The following is a 23,335-nucleotide window of genomic DNA, read 5'->3' as shown; positions in this document are numbered from 1 at the left end:
TCCTAAAACTTCTGTAATTTTCCTTCTTTGAACAGCTTAATATTCTCTTCAACTGTTCCAGGAACAGCCTTGTAAAGCTCTATATTCGAAACCTTAAGAACATCTGTAGCATTTGGCCCATAACTGCCCGATATAATGGCATTAACGCCCTTTTCTATGGTAAATTTTGCCGTTGATACGCCAACACCACCCTGGTCATTCAAAAATGGGTTTTTTATGGCTTCAAAATCACCACTCTCTGTATCGTAAAAGATAAAATACTCAGCCCTTCCATATCTTTCATCTATCGTTGAGTTTAAGTTATCGCCTTTTGCCGTTATCATAAGTTTCATCTGCTTAATCCCTCCTTAGAAATAAAAAATAACCCGCACAAAGGCGGGTTTTACTCTTCTTTATCCAACTCACTAAGTCTGTTCTTTAAAGCATCGATAGAACGGGTAAGAGATTCAATCTGAGTCTCTAAAGCCTTTCTCTCTGTTTCTTTGTCAGGATAAGCATAAGGAACTACGGGTGCATAACCCTGCCAGCCAGGACCCCAGCCACGATGCCAACCCCAGCCTCTGCCGAAGCCTCTTCCTCTGCCAAAGCCCCAGCCTCTTCCAAAACCAGGGCCACCTACCATATAACCAGGCACAGAGTTGCCAGAGCAATAACCCAAAGCTCTGCCTGTTCTTGGTCCGTATCCTAATGGACCTGTTCTATCACCCCAAGGCATCTTTATCACCTCCTAAAACATTTTTTTTCATATTTTCAATTCAACTAATACTCCTTTTTCAAAAAGATTCAAGATGTTATTTTATCACTTATTGAACTTATGTTCAAAATTATTGGCAGCTAAAAAAGCAACCTATGACTTTCATATTGACACATGAACATTTTAATGGCAGTATATAAAAAAGTGCTTTTAGGACGGTTTTTAAGTCAAACAAACCCAAAAAAACCCAAAAAGGAGGTACTATGCTAAGCATAGGCCAAGCAAAGGGTGTAATGTTTAGGTATTATGTAAAAAGAGAAAAATTAGACAGCATAGTGCAAAAAAAAAAGAAGACTTTTTAAGACTTATGTGGCAACTCTTTGAAGAGTTCAAAGAGAAAAGAGTAGAAAGCTATGTCATTTTAGACCCTGCAAATGATTTTGTATTGAAAAATGGAGAAAAAGGCAAAATGAAGATAGAGCAGGATAAAGAAAATCCTATGGTTAAAGAATTATCCGAGATTTCAAATAATGAAGTCGCTCTTATAACCTATAACTGCAACAGAGACTCAACATTTGAATTAGAGACAGAATGTGTTTTTGACTCTCAAAACGACACAGTAATTGTTATTACTCAGGGTTTTTGCATCATGCCCACCATATCAAAAGTATATTTAGAGAAAAACCCTAACTGCAAAATAAAGCTAACGACTCTTAAATTAGGCAAACAACAGCCACAAAGATTTGGGCTATACTTAAAAACAGATAAAGGAGAAAGTCAGCTGTTTGCAATTGACACAAGCGACATAAAACTAAACAGCGAAAAAGAGCGCTTTGAGAAGGTGTTTGAAACAATACATAACTGCTTAAAAGAAAGAAAAGTAAACGCTATAGCATCATGCTTAGAAAAAGAAGAGCATTTTCAAGATATATGTAAGATGCCTTCTTAAATTTGTTTTGAAATGAGAAAATTATTATAATATAATTTCCGAAAACAATTGATATTGACAATTATGCTTATTTGTAATAGGATTGTGCGCTACTTGGGGGTTGAATGATGTTTACGGATTTGTCTGAGAAGCTCAACGATATCTTTAAAAAACTAAAGTCAAAAGGCATTATAACAGAAGAAGACTTAAATAAAGCACTCAAAGAGATAAAATTTGCCCTTTTAGAAGCCGATGTAAATTATAAAGTCGTCAAAGATTTTATAAATGAGCTCAAAGAAGAGCTCAAAGGCAAAGAGCTAGAAAAAAGCCTAACACCTGGACAGATAATCGTTGAGCAAACACATAAAAAATTGACAGAGATTCTCGGTGGTGAAGCAAGCACACTAACCATAACACAAAAGCCATTCATCATAATGCTCGTAGGACTTCAGGGAAGTGGTAAAACAACAACGGCTGCAAAATTGGCAAAATACTTAAGGTCAAAAGGCAGGCAGCCCTTACTCGTAGCATGCGACATATACAGACCTGCAGCCATAAAACAGCTTGAAGTATTAGGAAAACAGATAAACATTCCCGTATTTAAAAAAGAGAATGCAAAACCTGAAGATATAGCAGAAGAGTCTGTGCAATTTGCAAAAGAGAATGGAAGAGATATAATCATTATCGATACAGCCGGAAGATTGCACATTGACGATGAGTTGATGGGTGAGCTTGAGCGCATCAAGGAGAGGGTATCACCACACGAGATACTCTTTGTTGCTGATGCAATGATAGGTCAAGAAGCTGTCAATGTCGCCAAAGTATTCAATGAGCGAGTCGGTATAACGGGTTCCATATTTACAAAGCTTGACGGCGACGCAAGAGGCGGTGCAGCTCTTTCAATAATGAAAGTCGTCGGTAAACCGATAAAGTTTGCCGGTGTCGGTGAGAAGATTAGCGATTTTGAACCGTTCTATCCAGATAGGGTTGCATCACGAATACTCGGCATGGGCGATGTCTTAACGCTCATCGAGAAAGTTAGGGAAACAACAACAGAGAAAGAAGCAAAGGAGCTTGCAAGAAAATTAAAAAAACAGCAATTTACCTTTGACGACTTTTTAGACCAGTTAAGAAAAATTCAAAAGATGGGCTCATTGGCAAAAATCCTGCAGATGATTCCAGGCATGAACAAAATAAAAATAGATGATGAAGAAGAGTTTAATAAAGAGCTTAAACATATAGAAGCAATAATTCTCTCAATGACAAAAGAAGAAAGGCAGAATTATAAGATAATCAATGCAAGCAGAAAAAGACGCATAGCCAAAGGCAGCGGAACAAGGGTAAGCGATGTAAACAGGCTCATAAAACAGTTTATAGAGATGAATAAGCTAATGAAGGGCATGAATAAGTCAAAAGCTCTAACGCTTATGAAGAGATTAGGAATAAACGGATAAAAGGAGGAAAAAGTGGTAGCTATAAGGCTAAGAAGAGGCGGAACAAAGAAAAAACCTTTCTACAGAATTGTTGCTGTTGACTCAAGAAGAAAAAGAGACGGTGCTGTCTTGGAAGTTATTGGCTATTACGACCCAAAAACCGAACCACCAACAATCAAAGTTGAGATGGAGAAATACAATTACTGGATAGAGAAAGGGGCTCAAGTATCCGAAACCGTAAAAAACCTTGTAAAAAAGGTAGGGTAGGAGGCCATGAAAGAGTTAATAAGCTGCATTGTGAAGAGCTTAGTTGACAATCAGGATGCTGTTAGTATTAAAGAGATTGCTGGTGAGAAGACTACTGTCGTTGAATTGAGTGTTGATAAGAACGATTTGGGTAAAATTATAGGTAAGGAAGGCAAAACAATCAAAGCAATAAGAACAATTCTCAATGCAGCAAGCAAAAAGGCCGGCAAAAAGGCTGTGCTTGAGATTATCGAGTAAATGGAGATTTACATCTTAAGTATTTTTCCAAATATGTTTGAGAGTGTATTTAACGAGACAATTATAAAAAGAGCTCAAGAGAAAAAGCTTGTGAAGATTGAGACAGTAAACATACGAGACTTTACGCATGATAAACACAGAACAACTGACGATTATCCTTACGGCGGTGGCGCAGGAATGGTGATGAAGCCTGAGCCGATTTATGAAGCAATGGACTATGTAAAAGAGAAAAGCCCTGATGTTCACACCATACTTTTAACACCTGCCGGTGAGATATTTAATCAGGACAAGGCAAAGGAGTTGTCAAAAAAGGACTCAATTGCTATTATCTGCGGCAGGTATGAAGGCTTTGATGAAAGGGTTAGATATTTAGCAGATGAAGAGATATCGCTCGGCAGGTTTGTTTTAAGCGGCGGTGAGATAGCTGCGATGGCAATTGTCGATGCAACAGTAAGACTCATACCGGGCGTTTTGGGGAATGAAGAGTCTTTAAAAGAAGAGAGCTTTGAAGATGGTTTAATAGAATACCCACAATACACAAGGCCACGAGTGTATCGTGGAATGGCGGTTCCAGATATTCTGCTTTCTGGAAACCACAAAAAGATTAAAGAGTGGCGTATGCAGAAGGCAAAAGAGAGAACATTAAAATGGATGGGAGTTGAAGATGGATAAGCTTAAGGCATTTGAAGATGAGATTGTAAAGTCCTTAGGAAGAGAGATTCCAGAGATATGGCCTGGAGATACGGTAAAGGTTTACACGAAGGTTAAAGAAGGAAACAAAGAGAGAATTCAGGTATTTGCCGGTATAGTAATAAGGAGAAGAGGCGGCAGAGGTCTAAACGGCACATTTACAGTCAGAAAAGAGTCAAACGGAGTAGGTGTTGAAAAGATTTTCCCATATTTCAGCCCGACAATCGAGAAGATTGAAGTTCTGCAGCGCGGTAAGGTAAGAAGAGCAAGACTCTATTATCTAAGAGAGAGAAGAGGAAAAGCTGCAAAAATTAGAAAAAAAGGCTACTAAAACAGCTATCGGCAGGCAGTTCGAAGAAAAGGCTGCCTGCCTTTTAAAAGAAGAAGGATACTCTATCATAGAGAGAAATTTCCGATGTAAATATGGTGAGATAGACATAATAGCCAAGAAGGGTAATTTAATTGTTTTTGTTGAAGTAAAAGCACGCTCAACTGCTGATTTTGGATTCTCAGCTCAGTCTGTTGACAAAAACAAAAGAAAGAGATTAAAAGATTGCATAAACTTTTTCATTCAAAAGTTCAAAATCAGGGATTGTGATTTCAGGTTCGATATAATAGGTTTTGACGGCAACGATGCAAACTGGATAAAAAATGTATTTTTGGAGGGATAGAAAATGGCAGTAAAATTTGTAAAACTGGTTACAGGAGAAACGGTAATAGGCACACATAATGAGATAAAAAACGGTCTTGAAGATGTTGCTCTAATTCAGGTTATACCTGGTTCTGCAGGAATTCAAATAGCTATTGTTCCTTATGGCTTTCCATTTGAAGAGAAAATCGGCGGATTTATAAGTATGGATAAGGTTGTCTATGAGTATCAGAGTGTGCCACAGGATTTAGAGAACAAATACCACGAAGCAAAAAGCAACATTAAGATAAGCTCAACAATGCCACAGGGAGATTTATCCGCACCTGCAGGTCAAAAAAACGAAGAGAAGGTTATAGACATAGAGAGTCTGTTCAGGAAGCCTTAATTCGGTAGGCTTCCTGCCTTTTTTCAAATCATTAATCGCTTCTTTAAGAACAAAAACTTCTCTTACTCTCATTCCGCACTTAACTCATCAACAGAAACAAACTCGGCAAACCCTTCATCTATTAACTTTTTTCTCTCAGCCAAAACATCTTTGTGCCAATGCGGAGAAGAAACTTTCTCTTCGTCTATCAAAATAGACTCCCATAATCTATCCACAAGTTTTAACTTCTCTTCAATACTTATCCCATCTAAATCAAAATTTTTCATGTTTCTCTCCTTCAATCATCGAACAGCACAAGCTCAACCCTGTTCTCTTTGCTTACATCTCCCTTTTCTTCTTCTATCCCAACAAGCCCATCGGCAATTGCAAGCGAATAGAAGTTATCTGTCTTCTGAGAACCTGTTGAGACGGCATGGTATGTGCCATCTCTAAACTCAACAGAGACCCTATCAAAGTAATACTTGCCTTCCCTTGAGTGCATATCTTCGTCTATTATGCAAGTTAGCTCTTTTGGGTTATGCTTAAAACCAGCAAGTTTATAAAGCAAGGGCTTCAGATAGAGATAAGCAACTGTGTATAACGCAGATGGCCATCCCGGAAGGCCAAAGAAAATCTTGCCGTGAACCTTTGAAAAAACAGCAGGTTTACCCGGCTTTATCGTTGTCTTATCGAAGAGAATTTCACCACCCAACCCTTCTATTATCTCTTTTGTAAAGTCCATACTGCCCTTACTTACACCACCACTACTCAAAACAACATCACAGTTTTTGAGTGCATCTTTAAAAAGTGTCTCTAAATCACCTTTGTTATCTTTTACATGCCCAAAATATATTGGACTTCCAAACCACTTACTCACAAGGCCTTTCAAAATATAATAGTTGCAGTTGTAAACGGTGTTTCTCTTTGGCTCTTCAAAAGGAAAAACAACTTCATCACCCGTTGTGATTATGCCAACAATTGGTTTTCTAAACACCTTTATATGAGATATACCACAGTAAGCACACAAAGAGACAAGCCTAACGCTAAGTCTATCACCCTTTTTGACAATTCTATCGCCTTTTTTAACTTCTATACCTGCAAATGTAAAGTTTCTTTTATCTTCGACACCCTTTTTTAAACTCAAACAACCATTTTTAACATCAACAATTTCAACTTCAGCAACAGCCCTAACTCCTTCAGGTATAGGAAAACCAGTATTTATCCTTATACATGTGCACTCTTTCAGCTCACTCTCACTTTCAACAATCTTATATTTATCACAATCACCAACAATGCCATAGCCATCCATCGCTGAGCGTTTAAAAGATGGAATATCTATCTTACTAAAAACATCTTCATAAACTATCCTGTCGTAAGCATTATCTATGCTCACATACTCAAACCCTTTAACCGTCTCTGTATTTTTAAGAATTATCTCAACTGCTTCTTTAACCTTAACCATTACACCTTACCAAACGGACAGACAGGATATACACAAACCTTGCAGAAATGACACAAACCACCAATCGAATACTCTGCAATATCCCTTTTTGTTATCTTATCCTTTGTTAGAATGCGTGGCAAGAGTATATCAAACGCCGTTGCTTTGTAAAATATAGCGCCAGCAGGCACAACACACACAACCGTATCATTAAAATAGCCTATGCTTAAATTATTGGCAGGCTGAATGGGATTACCTTCTCTGATAAATTTAACACCTGCTCTTTTTAAAGCTCTTTTTGAGACATCATCCGGGTCAACACTTGAGCCACCCGTAATAATCACAAACTCAGAGTCGCTAAACTCCAAAAACTTATCCCTTATCCGTCTAATATCATCGGGCAGTATAACGCTTCTTTCAACTTCAACACCAAAATTGGCAAGTTTTCTTCTGATTTTTGGCAAAAATTTATCCTTTATCCTGCCTTCATACACTTCAGTCCCTGTGATTATAACCGATGCCTTCTTTATCTTATACTCATCAACCCAGATTAACGGCTCTTTTGCTATCTTTAAAGCCCTATCAAGCACCTTTTTTTTGGCTACAAGTGGAATAATCCTAAAAGCTGCAACCTTATAGCCCTTCTTCACAGGAAATCTATCATGAATTGTTGGAAAAGAAGTTATCTCTATCCTGTTTAAGTTGATTACAGCCTTTCTATTCAATCTAAAAAGGCCGTCTATGTCTGCAAAAAATGTGATTTTGCCTTCTTCTGGTTCTTTCGAGAAGGTTATGTTTTTACCTGCAAGATAAGGAGCTATAGCCTTTGCAAAATCATCTTCGTGTAATTCATCTTCATCAAGAATAAGCTTATAGATGTAATTCTTACCTATAGCCTTTAGTTTAGGTATATCTTCTTTTGTTATAATATGGCCTTTTTTGAAATATGCACCTTTGAAACCTTCTGCTGGCGAGATCTTGGTAAAATCGTGCGGTATCTCTTCGCCAACAGCTTCTTCTATGGGTATTTTTATTCTTTTCATTTACAGTATTTGGCTTAAAAACTGCTTCAATCTGTCGCTCTTTGGATTGCTAAATATCTCATCTGGCGTTCCCATCTCAACAATCTTGCCTGAGTCCATATAGACGATTCTGTCTGCTGCTTCCCTTGCAAAACCCATCTCATGAGTAACAACAACCATTGTTATCCCTTCTTTTGCCAAAGCCTTCATTATATCTAAGATACCACCCACCATCTCTGGGTCTAAAGCACTTGTTGCTTCGTCAAACAGCATTATCTTTGGGTTCATCGCCAAAGCTCGAGCAATTGCCACACGCTGTTTCTGACCACCAGATAGGTTTGTTGGGTATTCATCCTTCTTATCTGCTATACCGACCTTTGTTAAAAACTCAAGGGCAATCTTTTTTGCTTCTTCTTTCGGGCGTTTTCTAACCAAAATCTGACCTATTGTAACATTTTCAAGCACAGTAAGGTGCGGAAAGACATTAAAATGCTGAAAAACCATCCCTATATCTGCCCTTATTTTGGTAAGATTTGTTTTCGGGTCTGTTAAATCAACTCCATCAACAATAATCCTGCCAGAATCAACGGTCTCAAGCTGGTTTATCGTTCTTAAAAAGGTTGTCTTTCCACTACCCGATGCACCTATAATAACAACAACTTCACCCTTCTTAACGGTTAAAGAGACATCTCGTAAGGCTTGAACACCATTGGGAAAAGTCTTATGCAAATGCTCAGCTATGATTATATCATCACTCATTGCCAGCCAATCTCCTTTCAAGATACCTATCAAGTAAGCTTAACGAATATGTAACTATAAAATACAGTGCAGCAACACTAAACCATATCTCAAATGGACTAAAGGTTGATGACACTATCTCTCTTCCAGCCTTTGTAAGCTCTGTCAAAGAGATAACAGATAAAAGCGACGAGTCTTTAATTAGAGAGATAAACTGTCCAGCTAAAGCCGGCAAAACCCTTTTTATAGCCTGCGGCATAATTATATACCGCATTATTTGAAAGTAATTCATACCCAAAGCAAGGGAAGCTTCCGTTTGACCACGCGGTATCGACTGTATGCCAGCTCTTATTATCTCTGCTATGTATGCACCTTCAAAGACAGCCAAAGCAAACGCACCAGCAAAAAATCTTGTCATGTTAAATATCGTGCCGACAAAGAAATAGACGATAAATATCTGAACGAGTAAAGGTGTTCCTCTTATAATTTCTATATAAACAACAGATAAATTTCTAAATAGCGGATTTTCAGAAATACGCATAAGACCAGCTATAAAGCCGATAATCAAAGCCATAATAATAGAAACCACGCTGACCTTTATAGTCATATAAAGACCCATCAACAAAGGTCCAGCTTTATAGCTTGAATTATAGCCTATCTCATCTCCAGAAGATACAACCGCTCCCTTTTTAACAACCGGATGCTCAACTTTTATCTTTATTATTTTCTTAGAAAGACTTTTAATCACGACCTCATTCTTACCAACATACTCAACAAAACCATTAACAGGTGAGTCTATCTCTTGTGTAGCTTTGTAAACAAGATAGGAGGGCACAGCCCTCCAGTTCCAAGAATAATTGATTCTCAAACTTGCTTTATAGATAAAAAAGCCCGTTCCAACAATAACCAAAACAAAGGCAATATGCCATATCCACTTATTGCTGTCTCTTCTCATTTCTTATTGAACCTTATTTATCCAGTCTTTTACATTTACAAACCACTTATTGTAAAGCTTCTGGTATTCACCATCGTGTTTTATCTGTCTTAAGAAGTTGTTAAGCCAATTTAGAAAGTCAGGGTCTCCTTTGTTTATAGCCCAGCCTAAAGGCTCATAAGTGAATGGCTTATCAAGAAATATTAGCTTGCCTTTTCCCTTGGTTGCATAGAAGATGCTGTTGTAAGGTTTATCATATATAAATGCGTCTGCTCTACCCTGAACAACCTGCATTACGGCTTCCTCTTCTGTCTGGAATTCTTCAATCTTAGCTTTGGGCATAAACTTTTTAGCTGCAAAATCTCCCGTAGTTCCAAGCATAACTGTTATTGTGAACTTCGGAGAATTTAAATCTTTATAGCTTTTAACTTTTCCGGCCCATTTTTTGTTCAAAAGTATTGTTTGACCAACGACTATATATGGGTCTGCAAAGTTAACCTTCAGGTTTCTCTTCTGTGTTATTGTCATACCACTCATAATAATGTCGAACTTACCCGTCATAAGAGAAGGAATAATACCATCCCAATCAGTATTTACTATTTGAAGTTTAACACCCATAGCTTTAGCCATCAACTTTGCCAAATCAACATCAAAACCAATAATTTTCCCTGTTTTACTTCTCATTTCGAAAGGCATATAACCTGCATTTAATCCAACCCTCAGAACACCCCTTTTCTCAATCTTATAAAGAGTTGAATTATGCCACAGATTAATATCTGCAGCCTGAGCAAACACAGCAGTTAACAGAAAAAGTGCCGACAACAAACCAACCAACTTAAAGCGCTTCATACCAAAACCTCCTATCAATAGTATTTACCTTCATCTAATAGCTCACTTATTACCATCTGCGTGCCACATTTAGGGCACTTGGGTATCTCTTCTTTTGGCATATAAATAATCATAGTATAACCACATTTGGGACATTTAACTTCAACCGCTTCAACTTGTTGTTTCTCGCTCATGGCTCACCTCCTAAATAATAAACAACAATTTTTATCTTTGCAAACTAAAAATCACCTATCTCTCTTCTGCTTATACTAAATTTTTATTTAAAAACCAACTTAATTTTATATAATTAAAAAGTAGAAAGAAATAAGAAAAAGGAGAAAAAAAGAAGGAAAAAATAAGGAGGAAAATTAAGGCGCCCGCAGGCGCCATTAAAATTACTCTTCAACCTTAATAGCTTCTGTTGGGCAAGCTTCAGCAACCTCTTTAATCTCGTCCAAAGAAGCTCCTTCAGGATTTACAACCTTTGCTTTTCCGTCTTCCATCTGGAAAACATCTGGCAATTCGTCAACGCAAGCCTCGCAACCGATGCAAGCACCACCATCAACCCATACCTTAGCCATTGAGTCACCTCCTAAAAAATTCCTTTCTGAATTACCCCTGCTTTTCTATTAAATTTGCTCTGCTGTGTCAAGATTTTATTCACCTATCAATTCCTTCACTTTTTCCTTAAGTTCAGTTAGATCTGGAGATTTTACTATATAAGCATCTGCGACATAAGTATAAAAATCATCTTTATAATGAGAGTAAGCAGTTGACATAATAACAGGTGTTTTAGGAGATTTTTCTTTTATTTTACTCAAAACATCAAGACCACTCATGCCTGGCATTGCTATATCTAACACAACAATATCCGGATTCTCTTTATCGAATTTCTCTAAGGCTTCTTCTCCGTCTGCGCAAGCTATAACCTCATACCCTTCATCTTCAAACTCTTCCTGATAAAGCAACCTTATTGCATCTTCATCGTCAACTACCATGATTTTTTTCGCCATTTCTATCCTCCACTCTTTTTATTGGAAGCCTTATTATACATTCAAGCCCACCCGGCACATTTCTAAAGTTTATTTCGCCTTCGTAATTCTCTACAATTCCTTTAACTATTGCAAGACCAAGACCAGTTCCATATGACTTAGTTGTATAAAACGGTTTAAGCATATTTTTAAGCGTCTCTTCGTCAACGCCACCGCAATTATCTTTTATTCTTATTAGAATATTATTGCCTTCCTTACTCACTGACACACTTATTTTTACCTTACCGTCCTTTTTTGCCTCAATGGAGTTTTTAAACAGATTTAGAAACACTTGCTCAAGATGGTCTTTGTCAGCATAAATCCATCCTGCATCATCACCCACAGAGACGGAGAAAGAGACATTGTCAGAAATTGTCGAAGCCATTTCTATGGAGTTGTCTATAATATCTGCTATATCTACTCTTTCAAACTTTACATCCTTAGTAATTTTTGAAAATCTATTAATATCGAGCGTAAAATTGTAAAGTTTATTGAGCTGAGATTTTATTATATCCCTATACTTTATGGCCTTCTCATTGTCATCAAGATAGTCAGAAAGTTTATCAAATAACCCTATTACGCCAATAAGAGAGTTTTTCATCTCATGAGCTATTGTCATGGCCGTTTTGCCAAGCTCATAAATCTTTTCATCTCTCTCCGCTTTATCTTTCTCAGCTTGAATAATTGAAACAAGGTTCTCTACACTTTTCTTTAAAAGAAGTTTATCTAAACCACAGGAAAATATATCAAAATAAAGTTTAGCACTATCCACATTACAAACAGGAGAAACTAACAAAAACCCAACTATCTCTCCTCTTGCAATCAAAGGTATATAAAGTATCTCTTCTCCAAGCTCAAGCTCATCGAATAACTTTCTGAAGCGTGCAGGCTGTAGCTCTTCCCTTTTTATGACCGAGACCTCTTTCTTAACATAAGACATAACAAAGCTTCTAATTGCATCATTGCAAGAAGACCCCCACTTTCTTATCTTTATATTAAAATCACTCCTAAAAATTTTATCCGTATCATAATTAAAAAACCCATTTTCTATAACTTCCCTTAAACTTTCCTTTTCTATGCCAACCTTTAAATCAAAACACTTCTTTCTGCTACTGTATTTGAAAAACAGTAGCTTATCTGTTCTGCACAAATAGGCAAGAACAGGCAAAGACCTCAAATATAAAGTGAGTAGGTCGTCCACGGAGTTTATAACATGAACAAACTGCCCTAAATCAATCTTCTCCATAAATTTGGGTTCCTACACCTTCTAAAGTAAAAATTTCCTCAAGCAAAGAATGTGGCTTTGTTCCGTTTATAATATGAACTTTTTTTACTCCTGATTCAACCGCATCCTTAGCAGAAAGCACCTTCGGTATCATCCCGCCACCTATTGTGCCGTTATTTATCAAGCTCTCTATCTCATTTATGTGAATAGAAGATATAAGATTGCCGTTTTTATCAAGAACGCCATCAGTATCAGTCAAAAATATAAGCTTTTCAGCTTTTAAACTTATAGCAACAGCACTTGCAACACTATCAGCGTTTATATTGTATCTCCTGCCAAGCTCATCAAATCCAATCGGAGCAACAACGGGTATATAACCATTCTGAGAAAGATGAAGCAAAATATCCGGATTCACACCCTCAACATCACCTACAAGACCCAAGTCAACATCTTCAACCAATTTTTTCTTAGCCTTTATAATCTGAGCGTCAACGCCACTAACACCAACGGCTTTGCCGCCACTTTTGTTTATCTGCAAAACTATCTCCTTATTAACCTTTCCAGCAAGAACCATTACGACAACTTCCATTGTTCCTTCATCTGTAATTCTCAAGCCCTTGTAAAATTTACTCTCGATATGCAGTTTATTCAATGTCTCTCCTATTTCTGGACCACCGCCGTGAACAACAATAGGGTTAATACCAACATATTTAAGAAGAGAAACATCCTTTGAAAAAATTTCCCTTAATTTAGGGTCAATCATAGCCGAACCGCCATATTTTATGACCATATTTTTTGAATAAAACTTCTTTATGTAAGGAAGAACTTCAACCAGGCAATCACCTTTATCAAACATATCCCTCTCCTTTTTTGTTGGAGTTAGTTTAACACATTAATTTTATAAAAATCAAGATAAGCAACATCGCAAAACAACCAAAACAAGCTCATTTTTTTCAAAATCTAACATATTTAAATTATTGACTGAATTCAAAAAATATGTATTTTAGTTAGACATGAGAAAAAGGGCAAAGAGTATCGTTAAAGACAGTGCCCGCTTAATGATATTAATGGGAATATTCATAGGTGCAGCCTTTATTCCTTTTTCTGAGTTTGTTCTAAAACTACCACAAGAGAAAGTATATTCCACCAAATTTCTATTAAGCACAATATCAGCAGGCATAAGCGTAGGTCTGATATCGTTTTTTGTTGTAAACCTAACAATACTCAGAAGACTTAAAGAATTTGAAAACAACATAGAAACAATAACAGACAATATCTTTCAATACCAGACAGGAAAGGTAAAAAGTATTCAAGAGTGTCAAAACTGCTACTTAAAAATACTATCAAGTGATATTATTGGAAGAATAGCAACAAAATACAATTCCCTAATCAGGGTAATAAGAGGTCAGTTTTGGCAACATGAAACACTGGAGGAGTTCTCAACAAAAATCAGCACAATAAACCTAACAAATAAACTAAACAAAACAATCTTGGACTTCCTAATATCTAAACTTGAAATCTTGGGCGGCGAGATATACCTTTTGACTTCAGGAGATATAAACCTTATACACTCAAGTAGGACAATAACAAACCTAACATCGGCGAAGAAAAAATCTCTTATAGATATAATAGAAAACGGAAAAACCGTCCACTTAAGAAACGAAGAAGTTGAAATAGTAGATTTCGGAACGGGAAAAATAAGGCCAAAAGAAGTTAGCTATTTTCCTATAAAACACGGTAACAAAGCATGGCTGTTTGCCATATACAGCAACTACCTGCTTTCAAGGGAAAGAAAATCACTCATAGAAAAAATGCTAAATGAGTACAAATTTGCCTATGAAAGTGCCGAGATGTACGAGAAGTTACAAAATATGGCAGCTTATGATGAACTAACAGGCATATACAACAGAAGGTTTGGCATGAGAAGAATCAACGAAGAGTATAAAAGAGCTTTAAGGTCAAAAAGTGCCCTATTTTTTCTTATGTTTGACATAGACCATTTTAAAAAGATAAATGACACATACGGTCATCAGGCTGGTGATTATATTTTGGCATCGTTCGGTAGAATATTAAGTGAAAATTTAAGAGCAGAAGATATAGCTATGAGATATGGCGGAGAAGAGTTTTTATGTGTAATAGGCAACTCAGGTATAGAAGACGCAGTAAAAAAAGCCGATACAATAAGAAAAATCGTCGAAGAATCCACCTTTAAATGGAATGATATAAACATAAAGATAACTGTATCCGGAGGTGTCTCTGCCTTAAATCCTTCTCAAGATACAAAAACACCCGAAGATGCAATAAAAGAAGCCGATGAAGCTCTGTATCAGGCAAAAAGAAATGGAAGAAACAGAATCGTAAAACATGCTTCACTCTGACATATTTTACCTATTTTTAATAATAGCTTTAGGTTATATTTTAGGTAACATTAAGATAAAAGGTTTTTCTCTCGACATATCTGCTATTCTTATAGTTGCTTTAATTGCAGGCCATTTTGGTATAACAATACCACCATCGTTTAAATTCTTTGGTCTTGCAATCTTTATTTATGCAGTTGGATTACAGTCTGGTCCTGGGTTTTTTGAAGCAATAAAAGAGAACGGTATAAAGTTTAATTTCTTAAGCCTTCTGCTTCTTATGTTAATTTTTTCTCTCATATTCTCTTTGGGCTTGTATTTGTCTCTACCTGATAGTGTTATAGATGGAATATTCACAGGTGCTATATCAAGCGCTCCGGCTTTGGCTGCTGCGCTCGAGCTTAAAAATTCACCAAACCTATCAATAGCATTTGGTGTTGTGTATCCGTTTGCCATATTTGCAACCATCATGTTTGTTAGGTTTCTACCGCAAATTCTAAAGGCAGATATACAAAAAGAGATAAAAGAATTTGAAGCAAAACAACACCTTCTTCATCCGGATATTATCACAAAAAATTTCAAAATAACAAACGAGAACTTCAAAAACACAACCATATACAAATCTCAGATAGAGAAAATGACAGCAACGGTAATAGAAAGGGTTGAATCAAGTCAACCATGCGAACAAGAAACAGAAGACCCTATTCTCCATTATGGAGACATAGTAAGGGTGTCAGGAACAGAAGACCAGCTAAAGAATCTGCGTATTATCTTGGGTGAAGAGCTAAAAGAGCCTTATAAATTCCACGACGACATGAAGGTTTACAGACTCCTTGTAACATCCAAAGATGTTGTGGGCAGAAAGATTGGCGAACTAAAAGAGTTAAAACCTCTCCATGCAACAATAACAAAGGTTAGACGCTCAGGTATAGATATACCACCATATCCAACCCTATCGTTAAGATTGGGTGATAAACTGTATGTTGTTGCTCCACAAAAGTATGAAAAAAAACTAACAAAACTAATAGGAAACGACCTTTTGAAGTATCCTGCGGCAGACTTTTTACCCATTGCCTTAGGAATTGTGATAGGCATATTCGTCGGGAATATACCCTTTGGCATACCTTATCTTGGCACATTCAAGTTTAGCTTTGTAGGTGGCATACTCATCACAGCTCTAATTTTGGGAAGAATAGGCAGAACAGGAAGGATAGTCTGGCAGTTATCACCACACTCAAACTCTCTAATGAAGGTGTTAGGACAGCTCATATTCCTTGCAACCATCGGCACAAACTCTGGTAAGTTTCTATTTGAAGCAATAAAAAATCACGGTTGGATTGCCATTGTTTTAGGGCTTTTCGGAATTCTTCTGCCGCTGTTCATAACAACATTTGTTGCAAGAAAAATATTTAAGATGAATCTGCTTGACATCATGGGCGTTATATCAGGCGCCATGACATCAACACCATCTCTTTCTATGGCAAACAATGTCGTAAACTCAGATTATCCATCCATAGGCTATGCTGCCGTTTACCCATTTGCCATGGTCTTATCTATCATTTTGGCAGAAATAGGTATAAAACTTATTTAAGCGTAAGAGAATAGACCAAAGCCAAAAAGGACAACAAAGCAGAAATCACAAACAACACATAAAAAGAGAACTCATCGGCAATAAAACCACCTAAAGCAGGCAAGAAGTAAGAGAGAGCGTTAAAGGTTCCTCTTATGCTGACATAGGTTGGTCTCTTCTGCTGTGGAGCTATCTTTAAAAGATAGTTTGTATATCCTATGTATGAGCCGTGCAGATAAGCACCCATCAGAAAATAGACAATCAAAAGCAGATAGAAGTTTGAGAAAAATATGCTCAAAAAAGGCACAAAGAAAGCCAATGTATTTGTTGTTAAAATGATAAATTTAGGGCCTTTTCTGTCTGCAAAATAGCCCCAGAATAGGTTTGACAAGATACTGCCTATCATCTGAATTGAAACAAAATACCCTATCTTTGACTGAGAGATATGTGCAACCTTTAAGGCATACAGCGAGATAAACGGCAAACACATATAGACAGCATGACTGAAAAACTCAGATAAAACCATTCTCTTTAAAGAGAAATCACTCCTTAAAATGCTCAGAGCATCATTGATAAACTCAGAAAAACTCCTGTTTTTCTTCTGTTTTTCCTGGCCTTCATCCATCAAACCAAGACTTAGTGAAGTAAGACCAAAACCAATAGTTGCAAAGACAAACAGAATGGTAAAACCCAAAGGATAGGGATACTGTTTTAAAATAAATTTTACGACAATCCCACTTAAAACGGCAAGTATGCCACCTATAAACTGCCTTGCTGCCCAAAATCTGCCAAGCAAATCCGCTGGTATGTTATAAGAGATGATGTCGTAAAACGGTATTGTAGCAATACCACCGGCAAACGAGAAGAGACTCAAAAAGAAGATAAAACAGACAAGCTCTGCAATTGGATGATTAGGCAGAAGAATATACGATGTTAAAGCTATCATAAACCACGAGATAAACCTAACCCAGAGTGATGCAACAAGATACGGCTTCTTCTTTCTTCCCTGCAAATAGAAAGCCGAAAGAAGCTGAAAAAATACGGCACCGCCTCTTGATATGGCTGCAGTAAAGCCTATTAGAGCATTTGAGTTAACAAGATGCTTCAAAAATGCAGGCAAAACGGTTGTATAGTCAACAAAACCATTTGATGCAAAGTAAAATACGCCGTGAGATACGCCTAAAAGATAGTTTCTCTTTTTTCTATTCATCGTTTACTATTGGATGAGTTTTATCGTAAACATCTGAGAGCTCTTTAAGGTTGAGATGCGTATAGATTTGAGTTGCTCTAATCGAAGAGTGCCCTAAAAATCTCTGAAGCAGTCTTAAATCCATACCGCTGTTTAAAAGATGCGTAGCCCTTGTATGTCTCAATGTGTGTGGCGATATATCTTTGAAGATGCTTCCCAATGCATATCTTTTTATTATCTTTCTAACCATTCTATCTGAAATCCTGTTGTTATACCTGTTTAGAAAGAGTGGCCCTGTTTTTCTGCCTTTAAGATACTCAAGCAGATACTCACCTGCCCTTCTCCCAAATGGAACATACATAACCCTGCCACCTTTTCTTCTAACCTTTAACCTTAAATTGTCAAAATCCACATCTTCAACATTCAAAGAGACAAGCTCGCTAACCCTTAAACCAGTCGAATACAAAAGTTCAAGCAACGCCCTATCCCTTTTGTCTTTAACGCTCTCAAGCAAACCAACAAGCTCATCAACTTCTAAAAACTTAGGAAGACTCTTCTTCTGCTTCGGTTTATCCACAAGCTTAACCGGATTCTTCTCAACAATACCCTTCTGTTTCAAAAATTCAAAAAATACACTCAACGACGCCAATTTTCTATTTATGCTCTTTGAAGATAATCCCTTCTTAAATAGAACAGACTCAAACCTTTCAACACCTTCTATGTCAAAACCGAAAGAGTGCGACAAAAACTCTTCAACATCCTTCATATATGCTCTTTTCGTATGGTGCGAACTATACCTTGCATCAAGATAACGCTCAAACTCTTCTATCAGTGCAGTATGCATCTATTACCTTCTCTATCGTCGATGTTGTTGATCTTCCACCTAAGAAATCGATAAACTCAACCCTGCCACCGTTTTTCAAAACAAAATCTGCACCAACAACAGTTTTGCCTTTCCAATCGGCACCTTTAAAGAGAAAATCAGGTTTTATTGCTTCTATCAACTTTATAGGCGTATCTTCTTCAAAGATAATCACAAAATCAACGCTACTTAAACCAGCAAGCACAAGTGCTCTATCGCTCTGACTGTTTATAGGCCTGTTTTTACCCTTTAATCTTCTAACTGAACTATCAGAGTTCAAGCCAACAAACAGCACATCAACCATATCCTTAGCCTTTGCAAGATAACTGACATGCCCTGCATGTAGAATATCAAAACAGCCGTTCGTAAAGCCTATGGTTTTACCTTTCTCTTTTAACTCTTTAGCTATGCTTTTGGCATCGTCAATACTTACAATTTTCTCAAGCAAATGCATCTTCAACCATCTGACAAATCGCATGTATTATAAATGTGTGAACTTCCTGAATGCGTGGCGTTGAGTGTGATTTTACAACAATCGCATAATCGCTGATATTTCTCAATACACCACCATCTCTACCCAAAAGGCCAACGGTTTTAACGCCTATCTCTCTTGCTGTCTCAAACGCCCTTACTATGTTTTTTGAGTTTCCAGATGTGCTTATTCCAATTAGTATATCGCCGCTTTTAGACAAAGCTTTAAGCTGCTTTTCAAACACATTATCAAACGAGTAATCGTTCGCAATGCTTGTTATATTTGAAGTATCGGTCGTAAGTGCTATAGCAGGCAAAGGTTCTCTCTCTTTTAAAAATCTATTCACAAACTCAGCCGCCATATGTTGGGCATCAGCAGCAGATCCACCATTTCCGCATATGAAAAGCGTATGTCCTTTTTTAAACGCATCTATAATCTCATCTGCGACTGTTTTTATCTCTTCAAACGATACATGTTTGAGAGCTTTTTCAAGCTCTTCAACCGCTTGCAAAAACTCTTCCTTTTTCATAACATAGCTCCCGTGTTTGGTAGAATAGTAAAAAAAACAGCAAATTCAACACTCATCTTTTCAGAAGGCAAAACCGTTAAACTAAACTTTGCTTCCCGCCACGACTTAGGCGACATAATCGACGAAAACGACACACTCCTAACAAAATGCCAAAACAGAGACAAGCTTCAAAGCCTGAAAAACGAACGGGATTATTATATACAAAAGTTTGAGATAATTAAAAGGATAAAGGAGTTTTTTTTCAAAGAAAGTTTCACAGAAGTCATAACTCCAAAACTAAAAAAGGAAAGGATATCAGAAACAAACATAAACCTTTTGGATACCAAAGCCGGCATACTTGCACCTTCGCCAGAAGTTGAACTAAAAAAACTTCTAACCTTAGGAGTTGAGAAGATATTTGAGCTAAACTTCGCATATAGAGACGATTTTGAAGACAATCTACACAAGAAAGAGTTTCTCATGCTTGAGTGGTATAGAGCATTGGCAGAACCAGAAGACATTATTTTCGATTTCTCAAGTATGGTAAAATATCTAAACGGCTCAGATATCTTAAAATACAAAGGCTTTGAGATAGACTTAAATAAAGTATCGTACATCTCATACAAAGACGCATTTCTCTATCATTGCAACATAAACATAGAAAAAACTGAAAGCTCAAAGCTAAAGGAGAGCTTCTCTATTGAAGGAACAGACGACAAGCTTGAGATATTAGATGCCATATTCTCTTTAAAGATAGAAAAAGAGCTTGGTAAAGACTGCATCGAAGTAATATATGATTTTCCTAAAGAGAGAGCGGCTCTATCAAAGATAAAAAACGGTTATGCAAAAAGATACGAGATTTACATTGCCGGCATAGAGCTTGGAAACTGCTATCTTGAAGAGAACAATTTTGAAGAGATAAAACGAAGATTTGGTTTTCAAGATAGAGAGTTTATGGAGTATATGGCTTTTGGTATGCCGCCTGCAAGTGGAATAGCCGTTGGTATAGACAGGCTCATAATGATACTCTTAAATAAGGACAAAATATGTTAAAAACAGTTATAAAACTCATTGTAAGCATACTGCTTATCATTTTGCTTTTCAATAAAATAGACATGCACCAATTAAAAGAAACCATAGTAAAGGTTGGCCTTTTTGACTTTTTGCTTCTTTGTTTTTTGTATCTTTCTGCTCAGTTTATAAGCAGTATAAGATGGAAGTTGGTTATAAAGAGTCTCGGTAAAAACGAAGATTTTTTGTCTCTTTTTAAACTGTATCTGATGGGCATGTTTGCAAACCTATTTTTACCAAGCATCATCGGTGGCGATGCAATTAAAGGCTATATACTCTCAAAAAAAATAGGCATAAGACAATCGATAAGTTCTATATTTCTTGAAAGATACAACGGCCTTGTTGCACTGCTTCTTCTTTCTCTTATTAGCGTGCTTCTGTTCTTTAAGCTGTTTGGTATAAAAATCGCCCTAAGCATTATATCAATAAACATCTTTGCTTTCGTTTCTGTTTATATGCTTAAGTTTATAAAACATAAGAAAGTCTCTCTCTTTTACAACGATATAGTGCTGTTTCATAAAAGCAAGGAGTTCTACATCGTATCGGCACTATCCGTTTTCATTCAGATAATAAACATACTCATCTATGTATGTGTTGGGCAACTTACAAATCTCAATATAAACATAGCCTATTACTTTGCCTTCATACCAATAATAACACTGATTAGTTTTCTGCCTATATCGTTTAATGGCATAGGCGTTAGAGAGTTCTCATTTGTTTATCTATTTAAATATGCAGGACTCTCTCCTGCTCAAGCCGTAAGTTTAAGTTTAATAGTGTTTTTTGTCTCTGTTGCATGCAGTCTAATAGGTGGTGTATTCTATTTATCCAATGGAAGAGTTGTTAAAGAAGCTAAAGAGTTTCATAGATAGAAATAGGCTTATACCAGAAAGCTCAAACATAGGCGTTGGTGTATCGGGTGGGCCAGACTCAATCTTTCTTCTTTTTATGCTGAACAAGATAAAAGAAGAGCTAAACTTGAATCTTACAGTTTTGCATTTCAACCACAAGATAAGAGAAGAAGCAGATGAAGAAGAACTCTTTGTCAAAGATATGGCAGAGAAGATGGGACTAAACTTTGTCTCTAAAACCCACAATGTCATAGAATTTAAAAAGGAACATAAACTATCATTGGAAGAAGCAGCACGAATAAAAAGACGAGAGTTTTTTCTAAAAGCTAAAAAAACGCTAAGCCTTGACTTCATAGCGACAGGCCATACGATGAACGATGCTATAGAGACTATGCTTATGCACCTTATAAAGGGAAGCTCCTTAGATGGTCTTGTATCTTTAAAACCAAAGAGTAGCTTTTTTATAAGACCTATTCTCTGTTTTAAAAAAGATGAGATTCAAAGTTTTTTGGATGAAAACAATATAGAATACAAAATAGACAGAAGCAACTTTGAAGAGAAATACACAAGAAACAAAATAAGGCATAAGCTTATCCCGTTGCTTGAAGAGTTTAACCCTAACATAACAGAGACTCTATTTAGAGAACTTAATATTTTAAATGAAGATTCACGCTTTCTAAGCGACTTATCAGAGATTGAATTTACAAAAAGGGTTAGAATAATAGAAAATAGAGCAATTCTAAATTTAGATGATTTGGATTATCCGTCAATTAGAAGAAGAATAATCTCAAAAGCAGTAAAACAGCTTACAGGTATGAGTTATTCTATAAGCTTCGAAAACTTAGAAAGAATCAACAACATAGATGAAAACACCGAGGTGCATCTGCGCAAAATCATAAAAGCATACAAGAGAAACGGCAAACTGATAATAGAGAAATGGTAATAAGAGAGCTCCTAAAACACGGGTTTAAAGAACTAAAAGAGTCAAACATAGCAACATATCAGATAGATACACTTCTCATCTTGAAAACTGTTTTGGGAAAAGATGATGTTTATATTCTGGCAAATCCAGACAAAAATGTAGATAAAGATAAAGAGAGCATGTTCTTTGAACTGTTAAATAGACGCAAAAATTACTATCCGATGGCATACACCACAAAAAGAAAGGAGTTTTTCGGGTTTGACTTCTATGTCGATGAAAGGGTGCTCATACCACGCCCAGAAACAGAACTGCTCGTTGAAGAGACAATAAAGTTATCAAAAGAGTTTAAAAATCCCGTAATTATTGATGTTGCAACAGGCAGTGGTTGTATAGCAATATCGCTATCAAAAACATTAAACATACCAATTTTTGCATCAGACATATCAAAAGATGCAATTGAAGTGGCAAAAATAAATAGAGACAGATTAAAAGCTGATGTAAAATTAATCGTTACAGATAAACTATCTTTTTTAAAAAAAGCAGACATTATTGTCTGTAATCCGCCCTATATCGCAGAAAACGAATACGAAAGATTGCAACCTGATGTAAAATTCGAGCCAAAATTGGCTTTAATAGATAAAACAGGAACCCAGTTTTTAGAAGAGCTTCTAAATCAAGCAAAAAACAGAGCAACTTATCTTATCTCAGAGATAGGCTATAACCAATTAGAAAAAGTAAAACACCTAAACGGCTTTATGTATTGCAAACATGATTTAAACAACTTACCACGAGTTGCAGTGTTTAAGTTGAAATAATCTTTTCTAATGAAGACACTTATAGTTTACAACCAAAACAAAATCACTTTACATTTTTACTTGACACGTGCTCATATTTTGTTTATAAGTTTGTTGGAAGTTTTAATCCTTTGTTAATTAGAAAATACTATTATTAGGGAGGTTGTGTTATGTTTTCATTGCAATGTTTTAGGAAATCTTTTTATTTTTTTATGTTTGTAAACATGTTTTTATTTTTGCCACTGAAATCTTTTTCTA

At 36.5% G+C, this 23,335-nt stretch carries 31 protein-coding genes; 14 read left to right on the top strand and 17 right to left on the bottom strand.

Annotation, left to right across the window (positions count from 1 at the left end; all coding sequences use genetic code 11):
- Positions 1–2 precede the first annotated feature (2 nt).
- On the bottom strand, positions 3–332 hold the full coding sequence (locus tag G415_RS0100605; RefSeq protein WP_022669637.1) for a NifB/NifX family molybdenum-iron cluster-binding protein: 330 nt from the start codon (positions 330–332) through the stop codon (positions 3–5).
- Positions 333–382: 50 nt separating this feature from the next.
- Positions 383–715 (bottom strand): DUF5320 domain-containing protein, encoded by a 333-nt coding sequence (locus G415_RS0100600; protein ID WP_022669636.1) that lies wholly within the window; start codon positions 713–715, stop codon positions 383–385.
- A gap of 346 nt (positions 716–1,061) precedes the next feature.
- Here G415_RS0100600 and G415_RS0100590 point away from each other — a divergent pair, with 346 nt between their 5' ends.
- The 8 genes from G415_RS0100590 to G415_RS0100560 all read left to right on the top strand — a co-directional run bounded on the left by G415_RS0100590 (position 1,062) and on the right by G415_RS0100560 (position 5,283).
- Complete coding sequence (locus tag G415_RS0100590) at positions 1,062–1,643, top strand: hypothetical protein (protein WP_022669633.1); 582 nt, start codon at positions 1,062–1,064, stop codon at positions 1,641–1,643.
- Between the two features lie 107 nt (positions 1,644–1,750).
- Entirely contained in the window at positions 1,751–3,076 is a 1,326-nt protein-coding gene (gene ffh, locus G415_RS0100585; protein WP_022669632.1) for a signal recognition particle protein, read from the top strand.
- A gap of 12 nt (positions 3,077–3,088) precedes the next feature.
- The gene (gene rpsP, locus G415_RS0100580) at positions 3,089–3,322 is read left to right on the top strand and encodes a 30S ribosomal protein S16 (protein WP_022669631.1); all 234 of its coding nucleotides are present in this window, start codon (positions 3,089–3,091) and stop codon (positions 3,320–3,322) included.
- A 6-nt stretch (positions 3,323–3,328) separates the two neighbouring features.
- Positions 3,329–3,559, top strand: a complete 231-nt coding sequence (locus G415_RS0100575) for a KH domain-containing protein (protein WP_022669630.1) — start codon at positions 3,329–3,331, stop codon at positions 3,557–3,559.
- On the top strand, positions 3,560–4,231 hold the full coding sequence (trmD, locus tag G415_RS0100570; RefSeq protein WP_022669629.1) for a tRNA (guanosine(37)-N1)-methyltransferase TrmD: 672 nt from the start codon (positions 3,560–3,562) through the stop codon (positions 4,229–4,231).
- Positions 4,224–4,580, top strand: coding sequence for a 50S ribosomal protein L19 (rplS, locus tag G415_RS0100565; RefSeq protein ID WP_022669628.1), 357 nt, complete (start codon positions 4,224–4,226; stop codon positions 4,578–4,580). The genes trmD and rplS overlap by 8 nt, the downstream gene beginning before the upstream one ends.
- A complete protein-coding gene (locus G415_RS11395; RefSeq protein WP_155825454.1) occupies positions 4,552–4,920 on the top strand; it encodes a YraN family protein in 369 nt (122 codons plus the stop codon). The genes rplS and G415_RS11395 overlap by 29 nt, the downstream gene beginning before the upstream one ends.
- Before the next feature lie 3 nt (positions 4,921–4,923).
- Positions 4,924–5,283, top strand: a complete 360-nt coding sequence (locus G415_RS0100560) for a hypothetical protein (RefSeq protein ID WP_022669627.1) — start codon at positions 4,924–4,926, stop codon at positions 5,281–5,283.
- A gap of 68 nt (positions 5,284–5,351) precedes the next feature.
- Here G415_RS0100560 and G415_RS0100555 read toward each other — a convergent pair whose 3' ends face one another.
- From G415_RS0100555 to argB, 11 genes are all read right to left on the bottom strand, one after another.
- Positions 5,352–5,549 carry an addiction module protein gene (locus G415_RS0100555; RefSeq protein ID WP_022669626.1) on the bottom strand — a complete coding sequence of 66 codons (198 nt, stop codon included), beginning with the start codon at positions 5,547–5,549 and terminating at the stop codon, positions 5,352–5,354.
- Between the two features lie 11 nt (positions 5,550–5,560).
- Positions 5,561–6,724: a molybdopterin molybdotransferase MoeA gene (locus G415_RS0100550; RefSeq protein ID WP_022669625.1), complete on the bottom strand. Its 1,164-nt coding sequence runs from the start codon at positions 6,722–6,724 to the stop codon at positions 5,561–5,563.
- Positions 6,724–7,746, bottom strand: coding sequence for a molybdopterin-binding protein (locus G415_RS0100545; RefSeq protein WP_022669624.1), 1,023 nt, complete (start codon positions 7,744–7,746; stop codon positions 6,724–6,726). The genes G415_RS0100550 and G415_RS0100545 overlap by 1 nt, the downstream gene beginning before the upstream one ends.
- On the bottom strand, positions 7,747–8,484 hold the full coding sequence (locus tag G415_RS0100540; protein WP_022669623.1) for an amino acid ABC transporter ATP-binding protein: 738 nt from the start codon (positions 8,482–8,484) through the stop codon (positions 7,747–7,749). It lies immediately after the preceding gene.
- Entirely contained in the window at positions 8,477–9,418 is a 942-nt protein-coding gene (locus G415_RS0100535) for an amino acid ABC transporter permease (RefSeq protein ID WP_022669622.1), read from the bottom strand. The genes G415_RS0100540 and G415_RS0100535 overlap by 8 nt, the downstream gene beginning before the upstream one ends.
- 3 nt (positions 9,419–9,421) lie before the next feature.
- Positions 9,422–10,246 (bottom strand): transporter substrate-binding domain-containing protein, encoded by an 825-nt coding sequence (locus G415_RS0100530; protein ID WP_022669621.1) that lies wholly within the window; start codon positions 10,244–10,246, stop codon positions 9,422–9,424.
- Between the two features lie 14 nt (positions 10,247–10,260).
- Positions 10,261–10,419, bottom strand: a complete 159-nt coding sequence (locus G415_RS11140; RefSeq protein WP_022669620.1) for a hypothetical protein — start codon at positions 10,417–10,419, stop codon at positions 10,261–10,263.
- Between the two features lie 201 nt (positions 10,420–10,620).
- The gene (locus G415_RS0100520) at positions 10,621–10,806 is read right to left on the bottom strand and encodes a ferredoxin (RefSeq protein WP_022669619.1); all 186 of its coding nucleotides are present in this window, start codon (positions 10,804–10,806) and stop codon (positions 10,621–10,623) included.
- A gap of 75 nt (positions 10,807–10,881) precedes the next feature.
- Positions 10,882–11,238, bottom strand: a complete 357-nt coding sequence (locus G415_RS0100515) for a response regulator (protein ID WP_022669618.1) — start codon at positions 11,236–11,238, stop codon at positions 10,882–10,884.
- Complete coding sequence (locus G415_RS0100510; RefSeq protein ID WP_022669617.1) at positions 11,213–12,502, bottom strand: sensor histidine kinase; 1,290 nt, start codon at positions 12,500–12,502, stop codon at positions 11,213–11,215. Before G415_RS0100510 ends, G415_RS0100515 begins: the two co-directional genes overlap by 26 nt.
- A complete protein-coding gene (argB, locus tag G415_RS0100505; RefSeq protein WP_022669616.1) occupies positions 12,489–13,337 on the bottom strand; it encodes an acetylglutamate kinase in 849 nt (282 codons plus the stop codon). Before argB ends, G415_RS0100510 begins: the two co-directional genes overlap by 14 nt.
- Positions 13,338–13,494: 157 nt before the next feature.
- On the opposite strand from argB, the gene G415_RS10550 reads away from it, so the two are divergent.
- Complete coding sequence (locus tag G415_RS10550) at positions 13,495–14,859, top strand: GGDEF domain-containing protein (protein WP_051129526.1); 1,365 nt, start codon at positions 13,495–13,497, stop codon at positions 14,857–14,859.
- Positions 14,846–16,429, top strand: coding sequence for an aspartate:alanine exchanger family transporter (locus G415_RS0100495; protein ID WP_022669614.1), 1,584 nt, complete (start codon positions 14,846–14,848; stop codon positions 16,427–16,429). The genes G415_RS10550 and G415_RS0100495 overlap by 14 nt, the downstream gene beginning before the upstream one ends.
- Here G415_RS0100495 and G415_RS0100490 read toward each other — a convergent pair.
- Genes G415_RS0100490 through G415_RS0100475 form a run of 4 tightly spaced genes read right to left on the bottom strand, consistent with a single transcriptional unit; the run spans position 16,422 to position 19,460 of the window.
- The gene (locus tag G415_RS0100490) at positions 16,422–17,618 is read right to left on the bottom strand and encodes an MFS transporter (RefSeq protein WP_022669613.1); all 1,197 of its coding nucleotides are present in this window, start codon (positions 17,616–17,618) and stop codon (positions 16,422–16,424) included. The two genes, G415_RS0100495 and G415_RS0100490, sit on opposite strands and share 8 nt — an antisense overlap.
- Complete coding sequence (gene xerA / locus G415_RS0100485) at positions 17,611–18,441, bottom strand: site-specific tyrosine recombinase/integron integrase (protein ID WP_022669612.1); 831 nt, start codon at positions 18,439–18,441, stop codon at positions 17,611–17,613. Before xerA ends, G415_RS0100490 begins: the two co-directional genes overlap by 8 nt.
- Positions 18,413–18,913: a D-glycero-beta-D-manno-heptose 1-phosphate adenylyltransferase gene (rfaE2, locus tag G415_RS0100480; protein ID WP_022669611.1), complete on the bottom strand. Its 501-nt coding sequence runs from the start codon at positions 18,911–18,913 to the stop codon at positions 18,413–18,415. Before rfaE2 ends, xerA begins: the two co-directional genes overlap by 29 nt.
- Positions 18,900–19,460, bottom strand: a complete 561-nt coding sequence (locus G415_RS0100475; protein ID WP_022669610.1) for a D-sedoheptulose-7-phosphate isomerase — start codon at positions 19,458–19,460, stop codon at positions 18,900–18,902. The genes rfaE2 and G415_RS0100475 overlap by 14 nt, the downstream gene beginning before the upstream one ends.
- A 12-nt stretch (positions 19,461–19,472) precedes the next feature.
- On the opposite strand from G415_RS0100475, the gene G415_RS0100470 reads away from it, so the two are divergent.
- The 4 genes from G415_RS0100470 to prmC are packed head-to-tail and all read left to right on the top strand — an operon-like array spanning position 19,473 to position 23,098.
- Positions 19,473–20,492 carry an amino acid--tRNA ligase-related protein gene (locus tag G415_RS0100470; RefSeq protein WP_022669609.1) on the top strand — a complete coding sequence of 340 codons (1,020 nt, stop codon included), beginning with the start codon at positions 19,473–19,475 and terminating at the stop codon, positions 20,490–20,492.
- Positions 20,486–21,382 carry a lysylphosphatidylglycerol synthase transmembrane domain-containing protein gene (locus G415_RS0100465; RefSeq protein ID WP_022669608.1) on the top strand — a complete coding sequence of 299 codons (897 nt, stop codon included), beginning with the start codon at positions 20,486–20,488 and terminating at the stop codon, positions 21,380–21,382. The genes G415_RS0100470 and G415_RS0100465 overlap by 7 nt, the downstream gene beginning before the upstream one ends.
- On the top strand, positions 21,321–22,304 hold the full coding sequence (gene tilS / locus G415_RS09290; RefSeq protein WP_162138526.1) for a tRNA lysidine(34) synthetase TilS: 984 nt from the start codon (positions 21,321–21,323) through the stop codon (positions 22,302–22,304). Before G415_RS0100465 ends, tilS begins: the two co-directional genes overlap by 62 nt.
- Positions 22,298–23,098 (top strand): peptide chain release factor N(5)-glutamine methyltransferase, encoded by an 801-nt coding sequence (gene prmC / locus G415_RS0100455; protein WP_022669606.1) that lies wholly within the window; start codon positions 22,298–22,300, stop codon positions 23,096–23,098. The genes tilS and prmC overlap by 7 nt, the downstream gene beginning before the upstream one ends.
- Positions 23,099–23,335 lie beyond the last annotated feature (237 nt).

It is taken from the genome of Hippea alviniae EP5-r, from assembly GCF_000420385.1.
GTDB lineage: Bacteria > Campylobacterota_A > Desulfurellia > Desulfurellales > Hippeaceae > Hippea > Hippea alviniae.
The sequence above is the reverse complement of the archived record's forward strand: the minus strand, read 5'-3'. Positions and strand labels throughout refer to the sequence as shown.